12 protein-coding genes are annotated in these 16,040 nt (G+C 46.2%); 8 read left to right on the forward strand and 4 right to left on the reverse strand.

The window, feature by feature from the left end; all coding sequences use genetic code 11:
- Positions 1-315: 315 nt before the first annotated feature.
- Positions 316-1,215 (reverse strand): Rpn family recombination-promoting nuclease/putative transposase, encoded by a 900-nt coding sequence (locus tag KTG12_RS03570; RefSeq protein ID WP_005634804.1) that lies wholly within the window; start codon positions 1,213-1,215, stop codon positions 316-318.
- Between the two features lie 288 nt (positions 1,216-1,503).
- On the opposite strand from KTG12_RS03570, the gene eno reads away from it, so the two are divergent.
- Positions 1,504-2,787, forward strand: coding sequence for a phosphopyruvate hydratase (gene eno / locus KTG12_RS03575; protein ID WP_005634808.1), 1,284 nt, complete (start codon positions 1,504-1,506; stop codon positions 2,785-2,787).
- 72 nt (positions 2,788-2,859) lie between these two features.
- Here the strand turns inward: eno and KTG12_RS03580 are convergent, their stop codons facing one another.
- The gene (locus KTG12_RS03580) at positions 2,860-5,541 is read right to left on the reverse strand and encodes a calcium-translocating P-type ATPase, PMCA-type (protein ID WP_138272724.1); all 2,682 of its coding nucleotides are present in this window, start codon (positions 5,539-5,541) and stop codon (positions 2,860-2,862) included.
- A 210-nt stretch (positions 5,542-5,751) separates the two neighbouring features.
- Between KTG12_RS03580 and KTG12_RS03585 the strand changes: the two genes are divergently transcribed.
- Positions 5,752-6,249, forward strand: a complete 498-nt coding sequence (locus KTG12_RS03585) for a DUF4251 domain-containing protein (protein ID WP_138272723.1) — start codon at positions 5,752-5,754, stop codon at positions 6,247-6,249.
- Here KTG12_RS03585 and KTG12_RS03590 read toward each other — a convergent pair.
- Complete coding sequence (locus tag KTG12_RS03590) at positions 6,209-7,165, reverse strand: TIGR01212 family radical SAM protein (RefSeq protein ID WP_122116044.1); 957 nt, start codon at positions 7,163-7,165, stop codon at positions 6,209-6,211. The two genes, KTG12_RS03585 and KTG12_RS03590, sit on opposite strands and share 41 nt — an antisense overlap.
- Positions 7,166-7,250: 85 nt before the next feature.
- Here KTG12_RS03590 and KTG12_RS03595 point away from each other — a divergent pair, with 85 nt between their 5' ends.
- The 3 genes from KTG12_RS03595 to KTG12_RS03605 all read left to right on the forward strand — a co-directional run bounded on the left by KTG12_RS03595 (position 7,251) and on the right by KTG12_RS03605 (position 11,460).
- A complete protein-coding gene (locus tag KTG12_RS03595; RefSeq protein WP_046451671.1) occupies positions 7,251-9,425 on the forward strand; it encodes a S9 family peptidase in 2,175 nt (724 codons plus the stop codon).
- 6 nt (positions 9,426-9,431) lie between these two features.
- Positions 9,432-10,277, forward strand: coding sequence for a lipoyl synthase (lipA, locus tag KTG12_RS03600; RefSeq protein WP_138272722.1), 846 nt, complete (start codon positions 9,432-9,434; stop codon positions 10,275-10,277).
- A gap of 61 nt (positions 10,278-10,338) precedes the next feature.
- Positions 10,339-11,460 carry a hypothetical protein gene (locus KTG12_RS03605; RefSeq protein ID WP_138272721.1) on the forward strand — a complete coding sequence of 374 codons (1,122 nt, stop codon included), beginning with the start codon at positions 10,339-10,341 and terminating at the stop codon, positions 11,458-11,460.
- 73 nt (positions 11,461-11,533) lie between these two features.
- On the opposite strand, the gene KTG12_RS03610 is transcribed toward KTG12_RS03605, so the two are convergent.
- Complete coding sequence (locus tag KTG12_RS03610) at positions 11,534-12,028, reverse strand: metallophosphoesterase (protein ID WP_138272720.1); 495 nt, start codon at positions 12,026-12,028, stop codon at positions 11,534-11,536.
- Positions 12,029-12,086: 58 nt separating this feature from the next.
- Here KTG12_RS03610 and KTG12_RS03615 point away from each other — a divergent pair, with 58 nt between their 5' ends.
- The 3 genes from KTG12_RS03615 (at position 12,087) to KTG12_RS03625 (ending at position 16,022) form a co-directional block, all read left to right on the forward strand.
- On the forward strand, positions 12,087-14,156 hold the full coding sequence (locus KTG12_RS03615) for an RNA degradosome polyphosphate kinase (protein WP_138272719.1): 2,070 nt from the start codon (positions 12,087-12,089) through the stop codon (positions 14,154-14,156).
- 5 nt (positions 14,157-14,161) lie between these two features.
- Complete coding sequence (locus tag KTG12_RS03620; protein ID WP_122116033.1) at positions 14,162-14,827, forward strand: hypothetical protein; 666 nt, start codon at positions 14,162-14,164, stop codon at positions 14,825-14,827.
- A 190-nt stretch (positions 14,828-15,017) separates the two neighbouring features.
- A complete protein-coding gene (locus tag KTG12_RS03625) occupies positions 15,018-16,022 on the forward strand; it encodes a DUF4837 family protein (RefSeq protein WP_122116034.1) in 1,005 nt (334 codons plus the stop codon).
- The last annotated feature ends 18 nt before the right edge of the window (positions 16,023-16,040 follow it).

The raw sequence follows: 16,040 nt of genomic DNA on the forward strand, positions 1-16,040 counted from the left end.
TCTTAAGGGCGGAGTAGAACCCTGCCCCTACAGAGACATATGACATTTTATAATCAAATAATTCTAAATATCACCGTGCGGTATTTCCCGGATAGCCGGCCTTGCTGCCATTGCCTGGGAGCGTCCAATTACCCCGCGAGGGGGAACAAACGGTGAATATTAATACTAAAGTTAATGAAATTATAAAAAGTTCTTCTGCCCTTCCCTCTGTGAAGACCGGAGGCAGACAAAAAACAAGCCCCTGCAATCGTTTGGTTGCAAGGGCTTCGTTATATTATTACGTTGCAGTTCATCTTGATCCTTCAAGGCTGTAATTCATTTCAATAGCGCCTCTACCTCTTTTTCCGGCAGTCCCGCAGTTTTGGCGATGGTGGCAAGATCCATGCCTGCTTGCTTCATGTTCAAGATGATTTTGCGCATTCCTTCGGTGATGCCTTTAGCTATTCCTTTTTCCTCCCCCTCCTCAAAACTTGTAGCCATGCAGGCAGCCAGGTCGCGTTCGGCTGCAATGCTTAGTTCGTATGCTAAGCGTTCTTTAGCGCTCATGCGTTGTAGTTCGATAGCGCTTTTGAGTTTTCGCAGGAGTTTGTCGTTTTGTATTGTTTCTTTTGATAACTGTCCCATAATGTCTATGTTGTTCATCGTGTATAAAAATTTTTTGTAAAACGTATCGCATTCCTCAAAGTTCAAGTTGAACTTTGGAAGCTCCAAGTAGATCTCATTCAGTGTTTCGCTGAACGGAATTTTCAGTTCACGGTCCATGCGCACGACATCCCAACGATATTTGTCTGTGTAGCGCGTATCGAGCCGGAAGTCCAAAAAGCAGACTACATACACTTTGTTGATATGATAGTTCCACCGTCTTCTCTCCTCCTCCTTTGCCAACCGGAACTTCTCGCTTTCTATATCAGCCTGCATTTGTATAACAAACGAAGCGTAGTAAAGTACACGGTCGGAGAAGTACTTTTGTCTCTTTTTCTGGATTTCGACAATGAAAAGCTCTCCATCCGATCCTTCACAAAACAAATCGAATACAGCTTTCCTGCTATCAGTATTGTTGCCTTGCATTTCCACGTTGTGGAATATGATATCTTTGATATCCTTGTTAAGCAGGCTGTTCAGGAAGCCGATTGTAAGCTCCTTGTTCGACACAGTGCCGAAAAACCTTTTAAACGCGTAATCCGATTTCGGATCAATAAACATGTCTGATTTCATAGTTTGACAGGTTTTAGGTCGCTATCCAATGCCGGATAGTGTAACAAAGATAATCGTTTATCTGAAAGCCGGAAAGTTTTGTTCGGAAAAAGTAGGGGAGGTGGCATTTCCTTTTGGGATTCGTTATGTATAAACATTCTATCGCATAATGAACGCTTTAGGATGTCGGATCGAATTGTCGATGTCGTTGTAAATGGGGCGATAGACAATATTGATCCCCTTTCCCCAACAAAGCCTCGTCCTCTTTTGTTATATTTATACGAAAGATAAAACTCAAATAGTAAAAGTATGGAAATTGTAAAAGTAGTAGGACGAGAAGTTCTTGATTCACGTGGTAACCCGACTGTTGAAGTAGATGTACATTTGGCTTCCGGCGCTTTTGGCCGTGCAGCTGTTCCCTCTGGTGCCTCTACCGGTGAAAACGAAGCAATCGAGCTTCGTGATGGCGACAAAAAACGCTATGGTGGCAAAGGCGTTCTGAAAGCTGTCGATAATGTAAATAATGTAATTGCTCCCGCTATCCTGGGCATGAGCGCCCTGAACCAGCGTGAGGTCGACCATAAACTGATTGAACTCGACGGTACGAAGACAAAGTCTAATTTAGGCGCCAACGCCATGTTAGGCGTTTCTCTGGCTGTTGCCAAGGCGGCAGCTAACTATTTGGACCTGCCTCTTTACCGTTATATCGGCGGGACGAATGCATATGTATTGCCTGTCCCGATGATGAATATTATCAATGGCGGTTCGCATTCTGATGCCCCGATCGCTTTCCAGGAATTTATGATCCGTCCGGTTGGAGCTTGCTGTTTCCGTGAAGGTTTGCGTATGGGGGCCGAAGTCTTCCATGCTTTGAAGAAGGTGTTGCACGATCGCGGCCTGAGTACGGCTGTCGGTGACGAAGGTGGTTTCGCTCCTGCTTTGGATGGAACGGAAGACGCTTTGAACTCCATCATGGCCGCTATTAAAGCTGCCGGATACGAGCCGGGTAAGGATGTGACGATCGCTATGGACTGTGCTTCTTCCGAATTCTATCATGATGGCGTATACGATTATACGAAATTTGAGGGAGCCAAAGGTGCTAAGCGTACTGCCGAGCAGCAGGTCGCTTATTTGTCCGAATTGGTTGCTAAATACCCGATCGACTCTATCGAGGACGGCATGGACGAAAACGACTGGGCCGGTTGGAAACTGTTGACTGAAGCGTTGGGAAGCAAATGCCAGTTGGTCGGTGACGACCTGTTCGTGACAAACGTAGAATTCCTGAAGAAAGGCATTGAGGAAGGCTGTGCCAATTCTATTCTGATCAAGGTGAACCAGATCGGTACGTTATCCGAAACACTGGATGCAATCGAAATGGCACACCGTAACGGTTATACTTCCGTCACTTCGCATCGTTCGGGTGAGACTGAAGATGCTACGATCGCCGATATCGCTGTTGCTACCAATAGCGGACAGATCAAAACCGGTTCTTTGAGCCGTTCGGACCGTATGGCGAAATACAACCAGTTGCTCCGTATTGAAGAAGAGTTGGGTGACTTGGCTGTTTATGGGTATAAGACTTACAAGAAGTAAGAATCTCTGTTAATGATTTAGATGTAAGTGAAGAGGGTTGCGTCAGTTTTTTGCGCAACCCTCTTTTTTTATTTATTTTCTCCATCTTTCGATTAACCGGCCTATCTCTCCGATCCAGAGAACCAGAGAAGTCGAGCCGATAATGGTTCCCCAGTCTTTCCAAGATAACGGGACGACACTGAACATTTCGCCGCCGAACGTGACGATCAGATATTGCCCGGCGATGATAAGCAGGGCCACCGTCAGGAAACTCTTGCTCTCTTTGAGGTTGGCGAATGCCGAGCGGTCTTCCATAAACGCTTTTGCATTGAACATATTCCAGAATTGAAGCATCACGAAGAAACTGAAGAACCAGGATAGGTCGTGCGGCGTCAGTCCATCCTGTGCATGGAAGTGGAGCAACAATCCCATCAAAACGATTACGAATGCGAGACCGACACCGAAAATATTGTAAGCCATCGGGCGGGTAATGATAAAGTCGCCGTCCTTACCGCTTCGGCGGGGTTTGTCTTTCATCACCCGTTCGTTAGGCGGCAGCGAAGCCAGTGCACCGGCGGCAAATGTATCCATAATCAGGTTTACCCAAAGCATCTGGGTGATCGTGAGCGGAGATTCGGTTCCTAACAGGGAGCCCAATAAGACGATCAGACAGGCCGCCACATTGATTGTCAACTGGAACAACAGGAATTTCTGGATGTTCCGGTACAGGGAACGTCCCCACATCACCGCACGGGTAATGCTACTGAACGAGTTGTCTATGATCGTGATGTCGCTTGCCTCTTTTGCCACGGAGGTTCCGTCTCCCATAGATAGTCCGACCTGTGCGGCTTTCAGGGCCGGGGCGTCGTTGGTACCGTCACCTGTGACGGCCACTACGGCTCCTTTTTGTTGCAACAATTGTACCAGGCGTTGTTTGTCAGTCGGGCGGGCGCGGCACATGATCTTCAAGTCGAGCACGCGATCCAGCGCTTCTTTGTCAGTCAAGGCTTCGAAGCCTGGGCCGGTGATGATGTTGCGTTCGGTGTCTCCGGTCTTCCAGGTTCCGATCTGCCGTCCGATCTCTTTAGCCGTTCCCGGAGTGTCGCCGGTCACGATCTTGATGTCGATGCCGGCATCAAGGCAACTTTGGACAGCAGCCGGAACATCAGCACGGACAGGGTCGGAAATAGCGACGATACCTAAATAAGTAAGGTCCGTCTTGTGCAGTCGTCCGTTCACGAAGAATGTGGCATCCTGCCCGTCTTCCAGTATCTGATAGGCGAATCCCAACGTACGCATAGCTTGGTTCTGATAGTCCAGCAGTTGCTTTTCGATACTGGCTTTGCATTCTTCTACCGGTTTGTAGGTCCCGTCGATAGCCACCCGATTGCTGTTCGCCAGTACGATTTCCGGGGCACCTTTGACATACAGCACGCGTTTGCCCAATAAGGATGATTGTACGACTGTTGCCATATATTTCCGTTCGGTGGAGAATGTCAGTTGGTCCAGTATCCGATCATTTTCTCTTATTTCCAGATAATTCTGATGTTGGCTGTTCAACCATAGCAGCAAGGCTGCTTCCGTCGGGTTCCCCAATGTTTTTATCTTTTCTTCGGAGAAATCGAGGAAGGCAGTCGAATTGACTGATATTCCTTCTTTGATTAGCACGCTCAGTTCATCGTCTACCAATTTCTGGTCTTTCAGGTTGTAAAAGTTCGTTTGATATACCTGCATCTGGTTTTGCGTAAGTGTCCCGGTCTTATCGGTACAGATAACCGTGGTAGCCCCCATTGTTTCGCAGGCATGCATTTTACGGACTAGATTGTTTGTTTTCAGCATGCGGTTCATGCTGAGTGCAAGGCTGAGTGTCACGCTCATCGGCAAGCCTTCCGGTACGGAAACGACGATTAACGTGACGGCTACCATAAAGATATTCAGGATGTGCGAAATCAAGTCCATGACCGGCATCCCGGATGAGGACAGCAAGACTTTTGTCAGCAGCGCAATGAAAGTGATGGCAGCAATCGCATAGCCGGCTTTACTGATCACCTTTGCCAACCCTGCCAGCTGCATCTGCAACGGTGTGTCGATATTATTTTCTATCTGCGAGCCTTCATACACTTTCCCGTATCCGGTTTCATCGCCGACTTTCTCCACTGCCATTACACCGTGTCCGTCAACGACGGTCGTTCCGCGCATGACAACATTGGACGGGTAGGTCGCTTCTTCGTCGAAGTCGGCTTCATTTGTCGTCTTGCTGATGATCGGTTCGCCGGTCAGTGTCGATTCGTTAATCTGGAGGGAGATCGCTTCCAATAAATGTCCGTCGGCCGGGACCTCTTCTCCTGTTTCAAGTACGACTATATCGCCGACGACAACCTCTTTTCGCGGAATTTGGCAGATATTCCCTTCACGGATCACCTTCACGAAAATATCATCATTGACCGTGTTTAAAACATTGAATGCCCTGTTTGCTTTGACTTCGAAAAAGAAGCCGACACAAGATGCCAACATGATTGCAAAGAATATGCCGATCGGTTCGAGGAAGGCAGTGAAGCCTTTAGCCTCCGGTCCCCAACAATGTACGCCGGCGATAATCATGGATAAGAACCATGCCACCAATAGGATCTTGATAATCGGGTCATTGAATTTTTCAAGAAATTGGCTCCATAGAGAGGCTTTCTCTGGAGGAGTGAGGATATTTTCGCCGTGAAGGCGCCTGCTTTCTTCTACTTCTTGTTTGGTTAATCCTTGATACTGATGTTTTTTCTCCATAAAATTATTAATCTGTTTCAGAAAATTGAAGGGACAAATAAAGCAAAGTTAAGGGACATATACAAATGCAAGTAGTTAATGTTTGAAATCAGATCGTAATCAAGTCTTTGTTTTTAAGGTAATTTAATGATAAACGAATAAACCTTTCAAGGCTTAGAATTGTCTTATATATACATAGGCAAATAATAGTGTTTAGTTATTTAAGGTTATATGAGAAACATTAGGTTATTCTTTTTTGTAGGGATTGTTCTTTTTTTCGGGGGACAATCCCTTTATTCTCAAAGTAAGAAGGAAAGGGAAGAACAGAAAGCAAAAGAAATGAAGGAAATGATAGAAAACGGCCGGTTTACGATCGAGGTAGATCGGGCGTTACCAATGGGAGGACGTACGGTTCATCTGACGACTCCTTATTCTCTTGAAATGCGCGGTGATTCGGCGATTTCTTATCTGCCTTATTTCGGTAGGGCATATTCTTTACCGTATGGTGGAGGTGACGGGATGCGTTTTGAAGAATCAATTACCGATTATCAATCAACCTTCGATAAGAAGGGGACCGCTCGAATTAAATTCGTAGCCCGTACCAAAGAAGATACTTTCCGTTTCGATGTGCAAGTATTTTCAAATGGTTCCGCGATCATAAGCGTAACGCCGACTAATAGGCAGAATATCACATACCAGGGAGAACTGGCTCCGAAGAAGGAGGATTGAGCAGACGCCCCTGCCGCGCATTTCGTTCTGAAATACGTTTATTTACCTTGGCTGTAAATTCAAAATTCTTAAGCCCCCAATCTGGTGCAATCAGCAACTCTTTAGGGGATTGTGATACGAACCTCTCTACGACAATAGAGGGGTTTAATCGTTCTATGAAGTCAATGACCAAGTCGATGTATTCATCGGCGGTATAGAGATGAAACTGTTCGGGGTGTTCCGCCTGTTCCCTAGCCATGCGCGTGCCTCGGATAAGTTGCAACTGGTGAAGCTTCAGTGTTGTGAGCGGAAGGGCGGACAGGATGTCGGCATGGTGTAATATATCTTCCCTGCTTTCTCCCGGAAGGCCTAAGATCAAGTGGGCTCCCGTGTATATGTTCCGGGCCGCTGTGCGGCGGATGGCCTCTTCCGATTCGGCATGTGTATGTCCCCGGTTGATACGGGTTAAAGTACGGTCCAGCGTGCTCTCCAGGCCATATTCGATCATTACGAACTTCTTTTGGGATAAAGCGGAGAAATAATCCAATAGCGTGTCCGGCATACAGTCCGGGCGTGTACCGACGATCAGTCCGACGACACCCGGACAGGCGAGTGCTTCTTCATATTTAGAAGTCAACGAATCCAGTTCGTCATACGTGTTTGTATAGGCTTGGAAATAGGCCAGATATTTCATCTCCGGATATTTGCGGGAGAAAAAGCGAACGCCCTCTTCCAGTTGTTCCGTTACACTTTTTTCTGTATGGCAATATTCCGGGCTGAACGTCTGATTGTTGCAGTAGGTACAACCGCCGAAACCTTTCGTCCCGTCGCGGTTCGGACAGGTAAAGCCGGCATTGATTGATATCTTTTGCACTTTATAAGGAAATAGTTCCCGCAGGAAATCTCCGAATTCACGATATGGTTTGCTGTTTTCCATAGGGGCAAAGATAATAAATCCGCAAGAATGTAGTAACTTTGCAATCCGTTCTAACTGAAATATTAAGATAAAAATAGAATCATACATGAAACGATTAGGGTTTGGTGCTTTACTTTCGTTCTTGCTGGTTGGGAGCCTGGCAGCCCAGAATGGGAGCAAACGTGTCGATTTAAAAGAAATTACAGACGGTCAGTTCCGCCAGGTTACTAATATTGGAGAAATGCGTTCTATGCCTGATGGCGAGCATTATACGGCGATGAATGATGCTCGCAACATGATTATAAAGTATTCTTATCGTACTGGAAATCCGGTCGATACTTTATTCAATACAGAGAAAGCGCGTGAGTGTACGTTTGACAAGTTCGACGGATACACGATTAGCAGTACCGGACACCATATTCTTGTATGGCGCGATACGGAACCGATCTATCGCCGTTCATTCAAGGCGAATGTGTATGACTACGATGTGCGCCGTAATTATGTGAAACCGATTTCAGATTCGAAAGGCAAGCAGATGATTCCGACATTCTCGCCGGACGGGAGGATGGTCGCTTATGTGAGTGACAATAATATATGGATTCGTAAATTCGATTATGATACAGAGGTCCAGGTGACGAAAGACGGTGAAATGAATAAAATCCTGAATGGCATTACCGATTGGGTCTATGAAGAAGAGTTTGCCGTAACGAACCTGATGGCTTGGTCTCCGAACAGCGAGCAGCTGGCTTTTGTGCGTTTTGACGAATCGGAAGTTCCCGAATATTCGATGCAGATGTTCGGAGAGGGATTATATCCCGGCTATTATAATTATAAATATCCGAAGGCTGGTGAGAAGAATTCGAAAGTTACGTTGCATTCTTATGACGTGACGACGAAGGATACAAAAGAATTGAAAGTTCCGGTAGAAGCGGACAGCTATATTCCGCGGATTGTTTTTACGAATAATGACGATCAGTTGGCTGTGATGACCTTGAACCGTCATCAGAATGTTTTCAATATGTATTATGCGAATCCGAAAAGCGGTGTTTTCCGTTTGATCCTGCGTGATGAAAATAAGGCTTATGTCGATTCGGAATGGTTGAACTCCATCCATTTCTATGCGAACAGTTTCTCATATGTAAACGAACAGGATGGTTATGCGCATATTTATCTGTATTCTCCTACGGGTGTCATGCAGCGCCAGGTGACGAAGGGCAATTGGGATGTGACTGCGTTTCTGGGTTATGATGAAGCGACAAAGACGGTCTATTATGAATCGGCCGAAGAAAGTCCGATCCGGCGTGCTATATATAAAATCGATGCGAAAGGAGTAAAGACGAAACTTTCCACACAGGAAGGAACGAATAATGCCACATTCAGCGATAACTTCGCTTATTATGTAAATCAATATTCAAATGCAAATACGCCGGTTAAAATCACCGTAAACGAGACGAAGTCGAATAAAGTCCTGCGTGTCCTGCAGGATAATGCCCGTTTAGTCGATAAGCTGGCTGGTTATTCATATGCCGAGAAAGAGTTTATCAAAGTGCGTACAGCTTCCGATTATGAACTGAATGCATGGATCGTGAAGCCGGTCGATTTCGACGAGTCGAAAAAATATCCGGTTCTGATGTTCCAGTACAGTGGCCCGAACTCCCAGCAGGTATTGGATAAATATAGCTTTGACTGGGAACAATATCTGGCGGCTAACGGGATCATTACGGTTTGTGTGGACGGACGTGGTACAGGAGCCCGCGGAGAAGCCTTCCGTAAATGTACCTATCTGCGGATGGGTGAACTGGAATCCAAGGACCAGGTGGAAGCGGCACAGGCTTTAGGCAAATTGCCGTTTGTCGACAAGAGCCGCATGGCTATCTGGGGATGGAGCTTCGGCGGTTACAATACGCTGATGGCCATGAGTGTTGGCAATGGAACTTTCAAAGCCGGTATTGCTGTTGCACCTCCTACCGATTGGAAATATTACGATTCTGTCTATACGGAACGTTTCATGCGTACGCCAAAAGAAAATTTTGAAGGGTATGCCGCTACTTCACCGATCCGTCTGGCGAAGGATTTGCAGGGGAAGTTGTTGTTGATTCATGGCACAGCCGACGATAATGTGCATTTCCAGCAGACAATGGATTATGCTGAGAGCTTGGTACAAGCCGGTAAACAGTTTGAAATGCAGGTTTACAAAGACCGTAATCATAGTATTTACGGTGGAAACACCCGCTATCATCTGTATACCAGAATGTCTAACTTTTTATTTGATAATTTGTAACTTATAATGTCAGAACATTTGAGAAAGCCGGATTGGTTAAAAATCCGGCTGGGTGGGAACGAACAGTTCACACGAACAAAAAGCATCGTTGAATCCCACTGCCTGCATACGATCTGCACCAGCGGAAAATGTCCGAATATGGGAGAGTGCTGGAGCAGAGGGACGGCTACCTTTATGATTGCGGGAGATATCTGTACGCGTTCTTGCCGTTTCTGCAATACGTTGACTGGCAAGCCGCTCCCGTTGGACCCGAAGGAGCCTGCGAATGTGGCGGAAAGCATCCGACTGATGAATTTGAAACATGCGGTGATTACTTCTGTCGACCGGGATGATTTGCCTGATTTGGGTGCGCAGCATTGGGTGGATACGATCCGTACGATAAAAGCGGTTAATCCTGAAACGACAGTAGAGATCTTAATCCCCGACTTTCAGGGACGGTTGGAACTGGTGGATAAAGTGGTGGCAGCCGCTCCCGAAATAATATCCCATAATATGGAAACCGTTCGCCGTATCAGTCCCGAAGTGCGTAGTGCCGCGAAGTACGAAGTGAGCCTTTCCGTGCTTGCGCGTATAGCTGCACAAGGCGTTGTTGCCAAGACCGGTATAATGGTAGGCTTAGGTGAAACAGTCGAGGAAGTTTGCGAATTGATGGATGACGTGCGGGCTGCCGGTGTCTCCGTCTTGACAATCGGGCAATACTTGCAGCCAAGCCGGAAAAATATTCCGGTAAAAGAATACGTTACGCCCGAACAGTTTGAGTCTTATAAATCAATTGCTTTACAAAAAGGGTTCAAAAAGGTGGAAAGCGCTCCACTGGTCCGTTCCTCTTATCACGCTGAAAAACACGTATGATGGCGAAAACATTTCTCTGTACAGTTTGTTATGTTATAAAGGGAAAAAAGGTGGAAAGGGTATGAACAAAGTGAAGAGGAGCCTGGATAATCAGGCTATAGGCTTAGTGCCACTGTTGCTGTTTATGTTTTTGGATAATTATTTTTCATATTTGTTATCCTTCATAATCGGCGTTACCTTTTGTTTCGTTTGTATTTTCTTGTTTCAGATCCTGAGTAAGGATAAGGTTTATCAATTTTTGTTGTTACCGGCTGCGACAACATTAGTTCTTTATTCGATTTTTCTTTGCCTTCGGCTTGAACCGGTGTTGTTTATTTATTCTCCGTTGATAACAGAAGTGTTGTTGGTTGTGGTATTGGCGTTTTTGGGGTTTGCCAAGCGGACAATATTGCGGCGGATCCGGACTTCTCAGCATCCGACCTACAAGCGGACATTGATGCGTACTACGTTAAATGAATTCTTTTTTGTCGCCCAGCTCATCCAGAACCTTTATACATTGCATCTGTTCATTATTTTGGTATACAGTATTCTGCCCGAAACGATGCAGAGCGTGCGTATGGAGCGTTTTTTATACAGAGAGCTTGGGATCGTTATCGGAGTATTTTTGATTCTATATGAACAGATAAGGATTTCGATGATGCAAGGCAGCCTTCGGAAAGAAATGTGGTTACCTGTTCTGAACGACGGTGGAAAGGTGATAGGTTGCATAGCTCGATCCGTAAGTCGTTCGTTACCAAAAAAGTATTATCATCCTGTCGTACGTGTGGCTGTTATTTATCAGGGAATGCTTTATCTGGTAAACAGAGGGAAGAAGTCTTTTGTATCTCCTGATACGATCGACTATCCGTTCTACAGCTATGTTTTGTTCCGTCATAGTATAGAAAGTACGGTGCGTGAAACAATGGGTGGCTTGGGTGAAAAAGAAGATGTCATGCCCCGCTTCCTGATTCGGTACACATTTGAGAACGAAAAGGTGAAACATCTGGTGAACTTGTATGTGATGTGTGTGCGTTCAGAAAAGGTCATGGATCAGATCAAACAACCGAACGGAAAGCTCTGGACTTCCAAACAAATTGAAGAAAATCTGGGTTCGGGTGTTTTCAGCGAATATTTTGAACAGGAGTTTGCTTATTTGCAAAACACGGTCCTGCTGGCAGAAAATTTCTGCTGTGTTGGTTGTTAGAATCGATAAGGAGGTATGTCAGAACAAATTACTGTTTACTAAAAGATCGTGATGAAGATGTTTTGACACCTTCTTATCGGTTCCCCAATTCAATAACTTCCAAATCCTTGATCTGTTTCCCGTCTATAACGAAACGTACCAGAGTCCTTACCTGATGAAACCCGCTTTTACCGGCTGCTCCCGGATTTATATACAAACAATTCAAACTTCTGTCGAAAGCGACTTTCAGGATATGCGAATGTCCGGCAATGAAAAGATTAGGGCAGGTGTCGTACAGTTCTTTCCGGATAAGCGGGTTATAACGTCCGGGATAGCCTCCTATATGTGTCATCATCACGTTTATTTCTTCAACTTTGAAATGAGCGACCTGCGGATATTGCAGCCGAAGCGATTGCCCGTCGATGTTGCCATATACGGCACGAAGCGGTTTCAAGGCAGCCAGGCGTGCCGCCAGTGTGTCCGAACCGATATCTCCAGCATGCCAGATCTCGTCACATTCCGAGAAATATTCCATGTACTTGTCGTCCCACCAGGCGTGGGTATCTGAAAGAAGTCCTATTTTAAGCATAACAATTTCTTTTATCCCACAAAAGTATTTATATTTACCGACCGAAGATAATAATACGATGGAGAATTCACATAAATACTTTAAACGTGATATTAGCTGGTTGTCCTTCAACTATCGCGTTTTGCTGGAAGCGGAGGATGAAACGCTCCCTATCTATGAGCGTATCAAGTTCCTGTCGATCTATTCGTCCAATCTCGAAGAGTTTTACGAAATAAGGGTTGCCGAGCACCGGGGAGTAATCATGAAAAAGAACTTCACCGAAGAAAGCGGGGTGGAAGCCGAAGAGACGCTTGCCGAAATCACGGAAGAGGTGAACCGACAGCAGCGCGAATACTATCGCATATTCTCCAAAGTATTGCAGGAATTGAACCGGCAGGATATCTACCTGTATCAGGACAGCCGGCCGGAACCGTTTCATGAAGAATTCGTGCATAACTTTTTCAATGAAGAGGTGTTCCCTTTTCTCTCGCCGGTCATGATACAAGCGGGGGATATCCGTACGTTCATACGCGACCGTCGTCTTTATCTGGTGATCCGGATGGTGAAAAAGAGCAAGCGGATGGCGGAGCCTGATTATGTGCCGGACTATTATTATGCCCTGATGAAAATCCCGTATGCGAAAGTACCTCGTTTTATCGAATTGCCTACGCATGAAGGAAAACACTATATCATGTTTATCGACGATATTATCCGGGCCAATTTGTCCAGTATCTTCCCCGGTTATGTGGTGGAGAGTTGTTATAGCATCAAGATTTCACGGGATGCCGATATTTACCTGGATGACGAGAAAGGCGGGAATATCGTGGAAAACATTCGTAAGAAAGTGAAAAAGCGCAAGATCGGTGCCTTAAGCCGATTTATGTATGACAGCAATATGCCTGATGATTTCTTGGCGTTTATATGCAATGCTTTTGGTATTACCACAGACGATCTGGTATTGGGAGGACGGTATAACAATTTGCAGGATCTGATCAAACTGCCGAATCCAAGAGGAAAAGAACTGGAGCAGCTGGTCCCGTCTCCCATGCGTGTGCCTTTTCTGGACGAGATGGGCTCTGTCTTCCGGGCGGTGAAAAAACGGGATATCCTGTTGCATTTCCCCTATCAGTCTTTCGACTACCTGATCCGCTTCTTGATGGAGGCGGCTTTTGATCCGAAAGTAGATGAGATCAAAATCACGCAATACCGGGTGGCGGAGAATTCGGCTGTTATCAACACGTTGATCAGCGCTGCTCAGAACGGGAAGAAGGTGACGGTCTTTGTGGAGTTGAAAGCCCGTTTCGACGAAGAGAACAATATGAGTACGGCCGAACGGATGGAGCAGGCGGGTATTCGCATCATCTATAGTATCCCCGGTCTGAAAGTACATGCAAAAGTGGCGGTTATTCTGCGGAAAGATACGGAAGACGGCTGCAAGCGGCGGGATTTTGCCTATTTGAGTACCGGCAATTTCAATGAAAAAACGGCACGCATCTATTCCGATATGGCGTTGCTGACTTCGAATGCGGAATTGATAACCGATATAAACAAAGTGTTTGCGGTGCTGGAAGGGAAGCTGGCCGGACCGACATTCCGCCATCTGCTGGTCGCCCGCTTCAATATGGTGCCGGAACTGACTCGCATGATCCATCGGGAGATTGAGCACGTGAAGGCCGGACGTAAAGGACGCATCGTGTTGAAGATGAACGGACTGCATGACCAGAATATGATCAATGAATTGTATAACGCAAGCGAGAACGGGGTGGAAATCGACCTGATTGTCCGGGGGATTTGTTGCCTGGTTCCGAACCGTCCGTTCAGTGCGAATATCAAGGTTACTCGTATAGTGGATATGTTTCTGGAACATTCTCGCATCTGGTACTTCTATAATGATGGTGAGGAGGAGCTGTTCCTGACTTCTGCCGATTGGATGCGCCGGAACCTGAATCGGCGTATAGAGACTGCTTTCCCGATTCTGAATGCGGAGATCAAGCGAAATATCATAGATATCCTGAATATCCAGTTGCAAGATAATGTAAAAGCCTGTTTGATCGACGAACATCTACATAACAATTTCAAACGGGATGGCAACCCGGTGAAAGTCCGGGCACAACTGGCTGTTTATGAATATCTGAAAAACAAAATATAGACGGTATGGATCTTCCTTTTCCCTGGACATTCGTATTATTTACCTTATGTTTTGTCGCCCTGATCGCAGGAGCCTTGCTCGGATTTGCGGTCGGGTTTCGTACGGGTGGCAGACAAGAACGCTTTCGGTTGGTGAAGGAGAAGCTGAAACGGAATAAAGCGGCCATCTGCCGTTGGCAAAAGGAACGTTACGAATATGCCAGGCAGGTGAAGCAGTTGGAAGAAGACTTGTTGCATTCGGCATCCGAATCCGAATACTATAAGGAACGGATGTCTGACCTTGAGTTCTACCAGCAGAAACTCCGGGAGAGCGAGCGGATAATTTCCTCCTTATCGGTTGAAAACGAATGCCAGTCCGATTCCCTTTCGATGCTGGTCCAGTTGAAAGAGGATCCGCTTCGCACGAACCTTACCCGCGAGGAATGGAATGGGCTGTTCCATCTGACCGATATCCTTTTCCACCATGTCTTGTCCGACTTGAAGGAGAAGCGAGGGATTACCCGCCATGAACAGGAAATCTGCTGTCTGGTCAAATGGAACTTCTCGCGGAAGGAACAATTGGCTGTTTTCAATAATACTTCGGAAGCACTGACCAAATCGAAAAACCGGTTGAAGAAGAAGCTCCGACTGGATGAGAAGGTCGATTTGGATCAATTTATTCGTCTTTATTAAGGACCGGAAAGAGACGGATTGTCCGCCAAATTGGATATTTGTTACTTTTTGATTGGTTTATATGGTTGTATATTAGTTTGTTATCCGGTGTCTCACTTGTCCGGCATCGTCTCTTTTCTTTCTTTTTCTTCCTCTCTATCTTTGTTTCGTGTAAATTTAATTTTTTAAGATAATCTAATGGAGGAATGATATGAGAACGCGATTTCTATTAACTTTGATTCTGATCGCCCTGATAGGGGGGACCGCTTGTAATCGGTCATCCAAACCGGCTAAACAGTCTATCTTTATGAAGAGGGCAACTGGTTTTGCTTATGAAGTATTGGTGGTAATGGACAAAGATGCGTGGAAAGGGGAAGCGGGTCGGTTACTGTACGACCAACTGACTGCTCCTATTCCGGGACTGCCGCAGAATGAGCCGGCCATGCGGGTGACGTATGCCGAGCCTTTCCAGTTTAACGGTCTGCTGCATTATGTCCGCAACATTATCCATGTCCGAATCGATGAATCCCTTTATACAAAAGTGTCTGTACATAAGGAAAAAGACCGGTGGGCTACGGGGCAGGAAGTGGTTACGCTCAACGCTCCTTCTTCCCGGATTTTGGCTGAATACTTGGAAAAACAAGGCACATCATTGGTTGCTTGGTTGGGAGAGAAAGAACGGGAACGGCAGGCCGATTATCTGGAAAGTTCGCATAGCGTCTGGGTGAATGACAAAGTGAGGGCACGTTTCAATGCGCAGCTGTATGCTCCGGAAGAGATGTGTTCTTACAAAGATACGGCAGATTTCTTTTGGGTGACTGATCATGGCACGAGAGGACGGATCGATATGGTCGTGTATAGTTTTCCTTATGTCAGCGGACGCACGTTTACGTTGGATTATCTGGTCGCCATGCGCGATTCCGTTTTGGGAGAACATATACAGGGGGCGTTTCCCGGTTCTTATATGACGACCGAAAAGCGTTTTACCCCCTCTTACGAGGCAATCTCGAAGAACGGGGAATACTGTGGAGTCGTGCGAGGCTTATGGGAGATGGAAGGCGACATGATGGGCGGCCCGTTTGTCAGCCATGCCCATCTCGATGAAAAGAACCAGAGGGTTGTCGTGGCGGAAACCTTCGTTTATGCCCCGGGTACGAAAAAAGCGAAACTGCTCCGGCGGGGCGAAGCTTCGCTCTATACGTTTTGCATGGATTGACGGAAAAAGAAAAGGGAG

This window comes from Parabacteroides sp. MSK.9.14, assembly GCF_019041495.1.
GTDB lineage: Bacteria > Bacteroidota > Bacteroidia > Bacteroidales > Tannerellaceae > Parabacteroides > Parabacteroides merdae.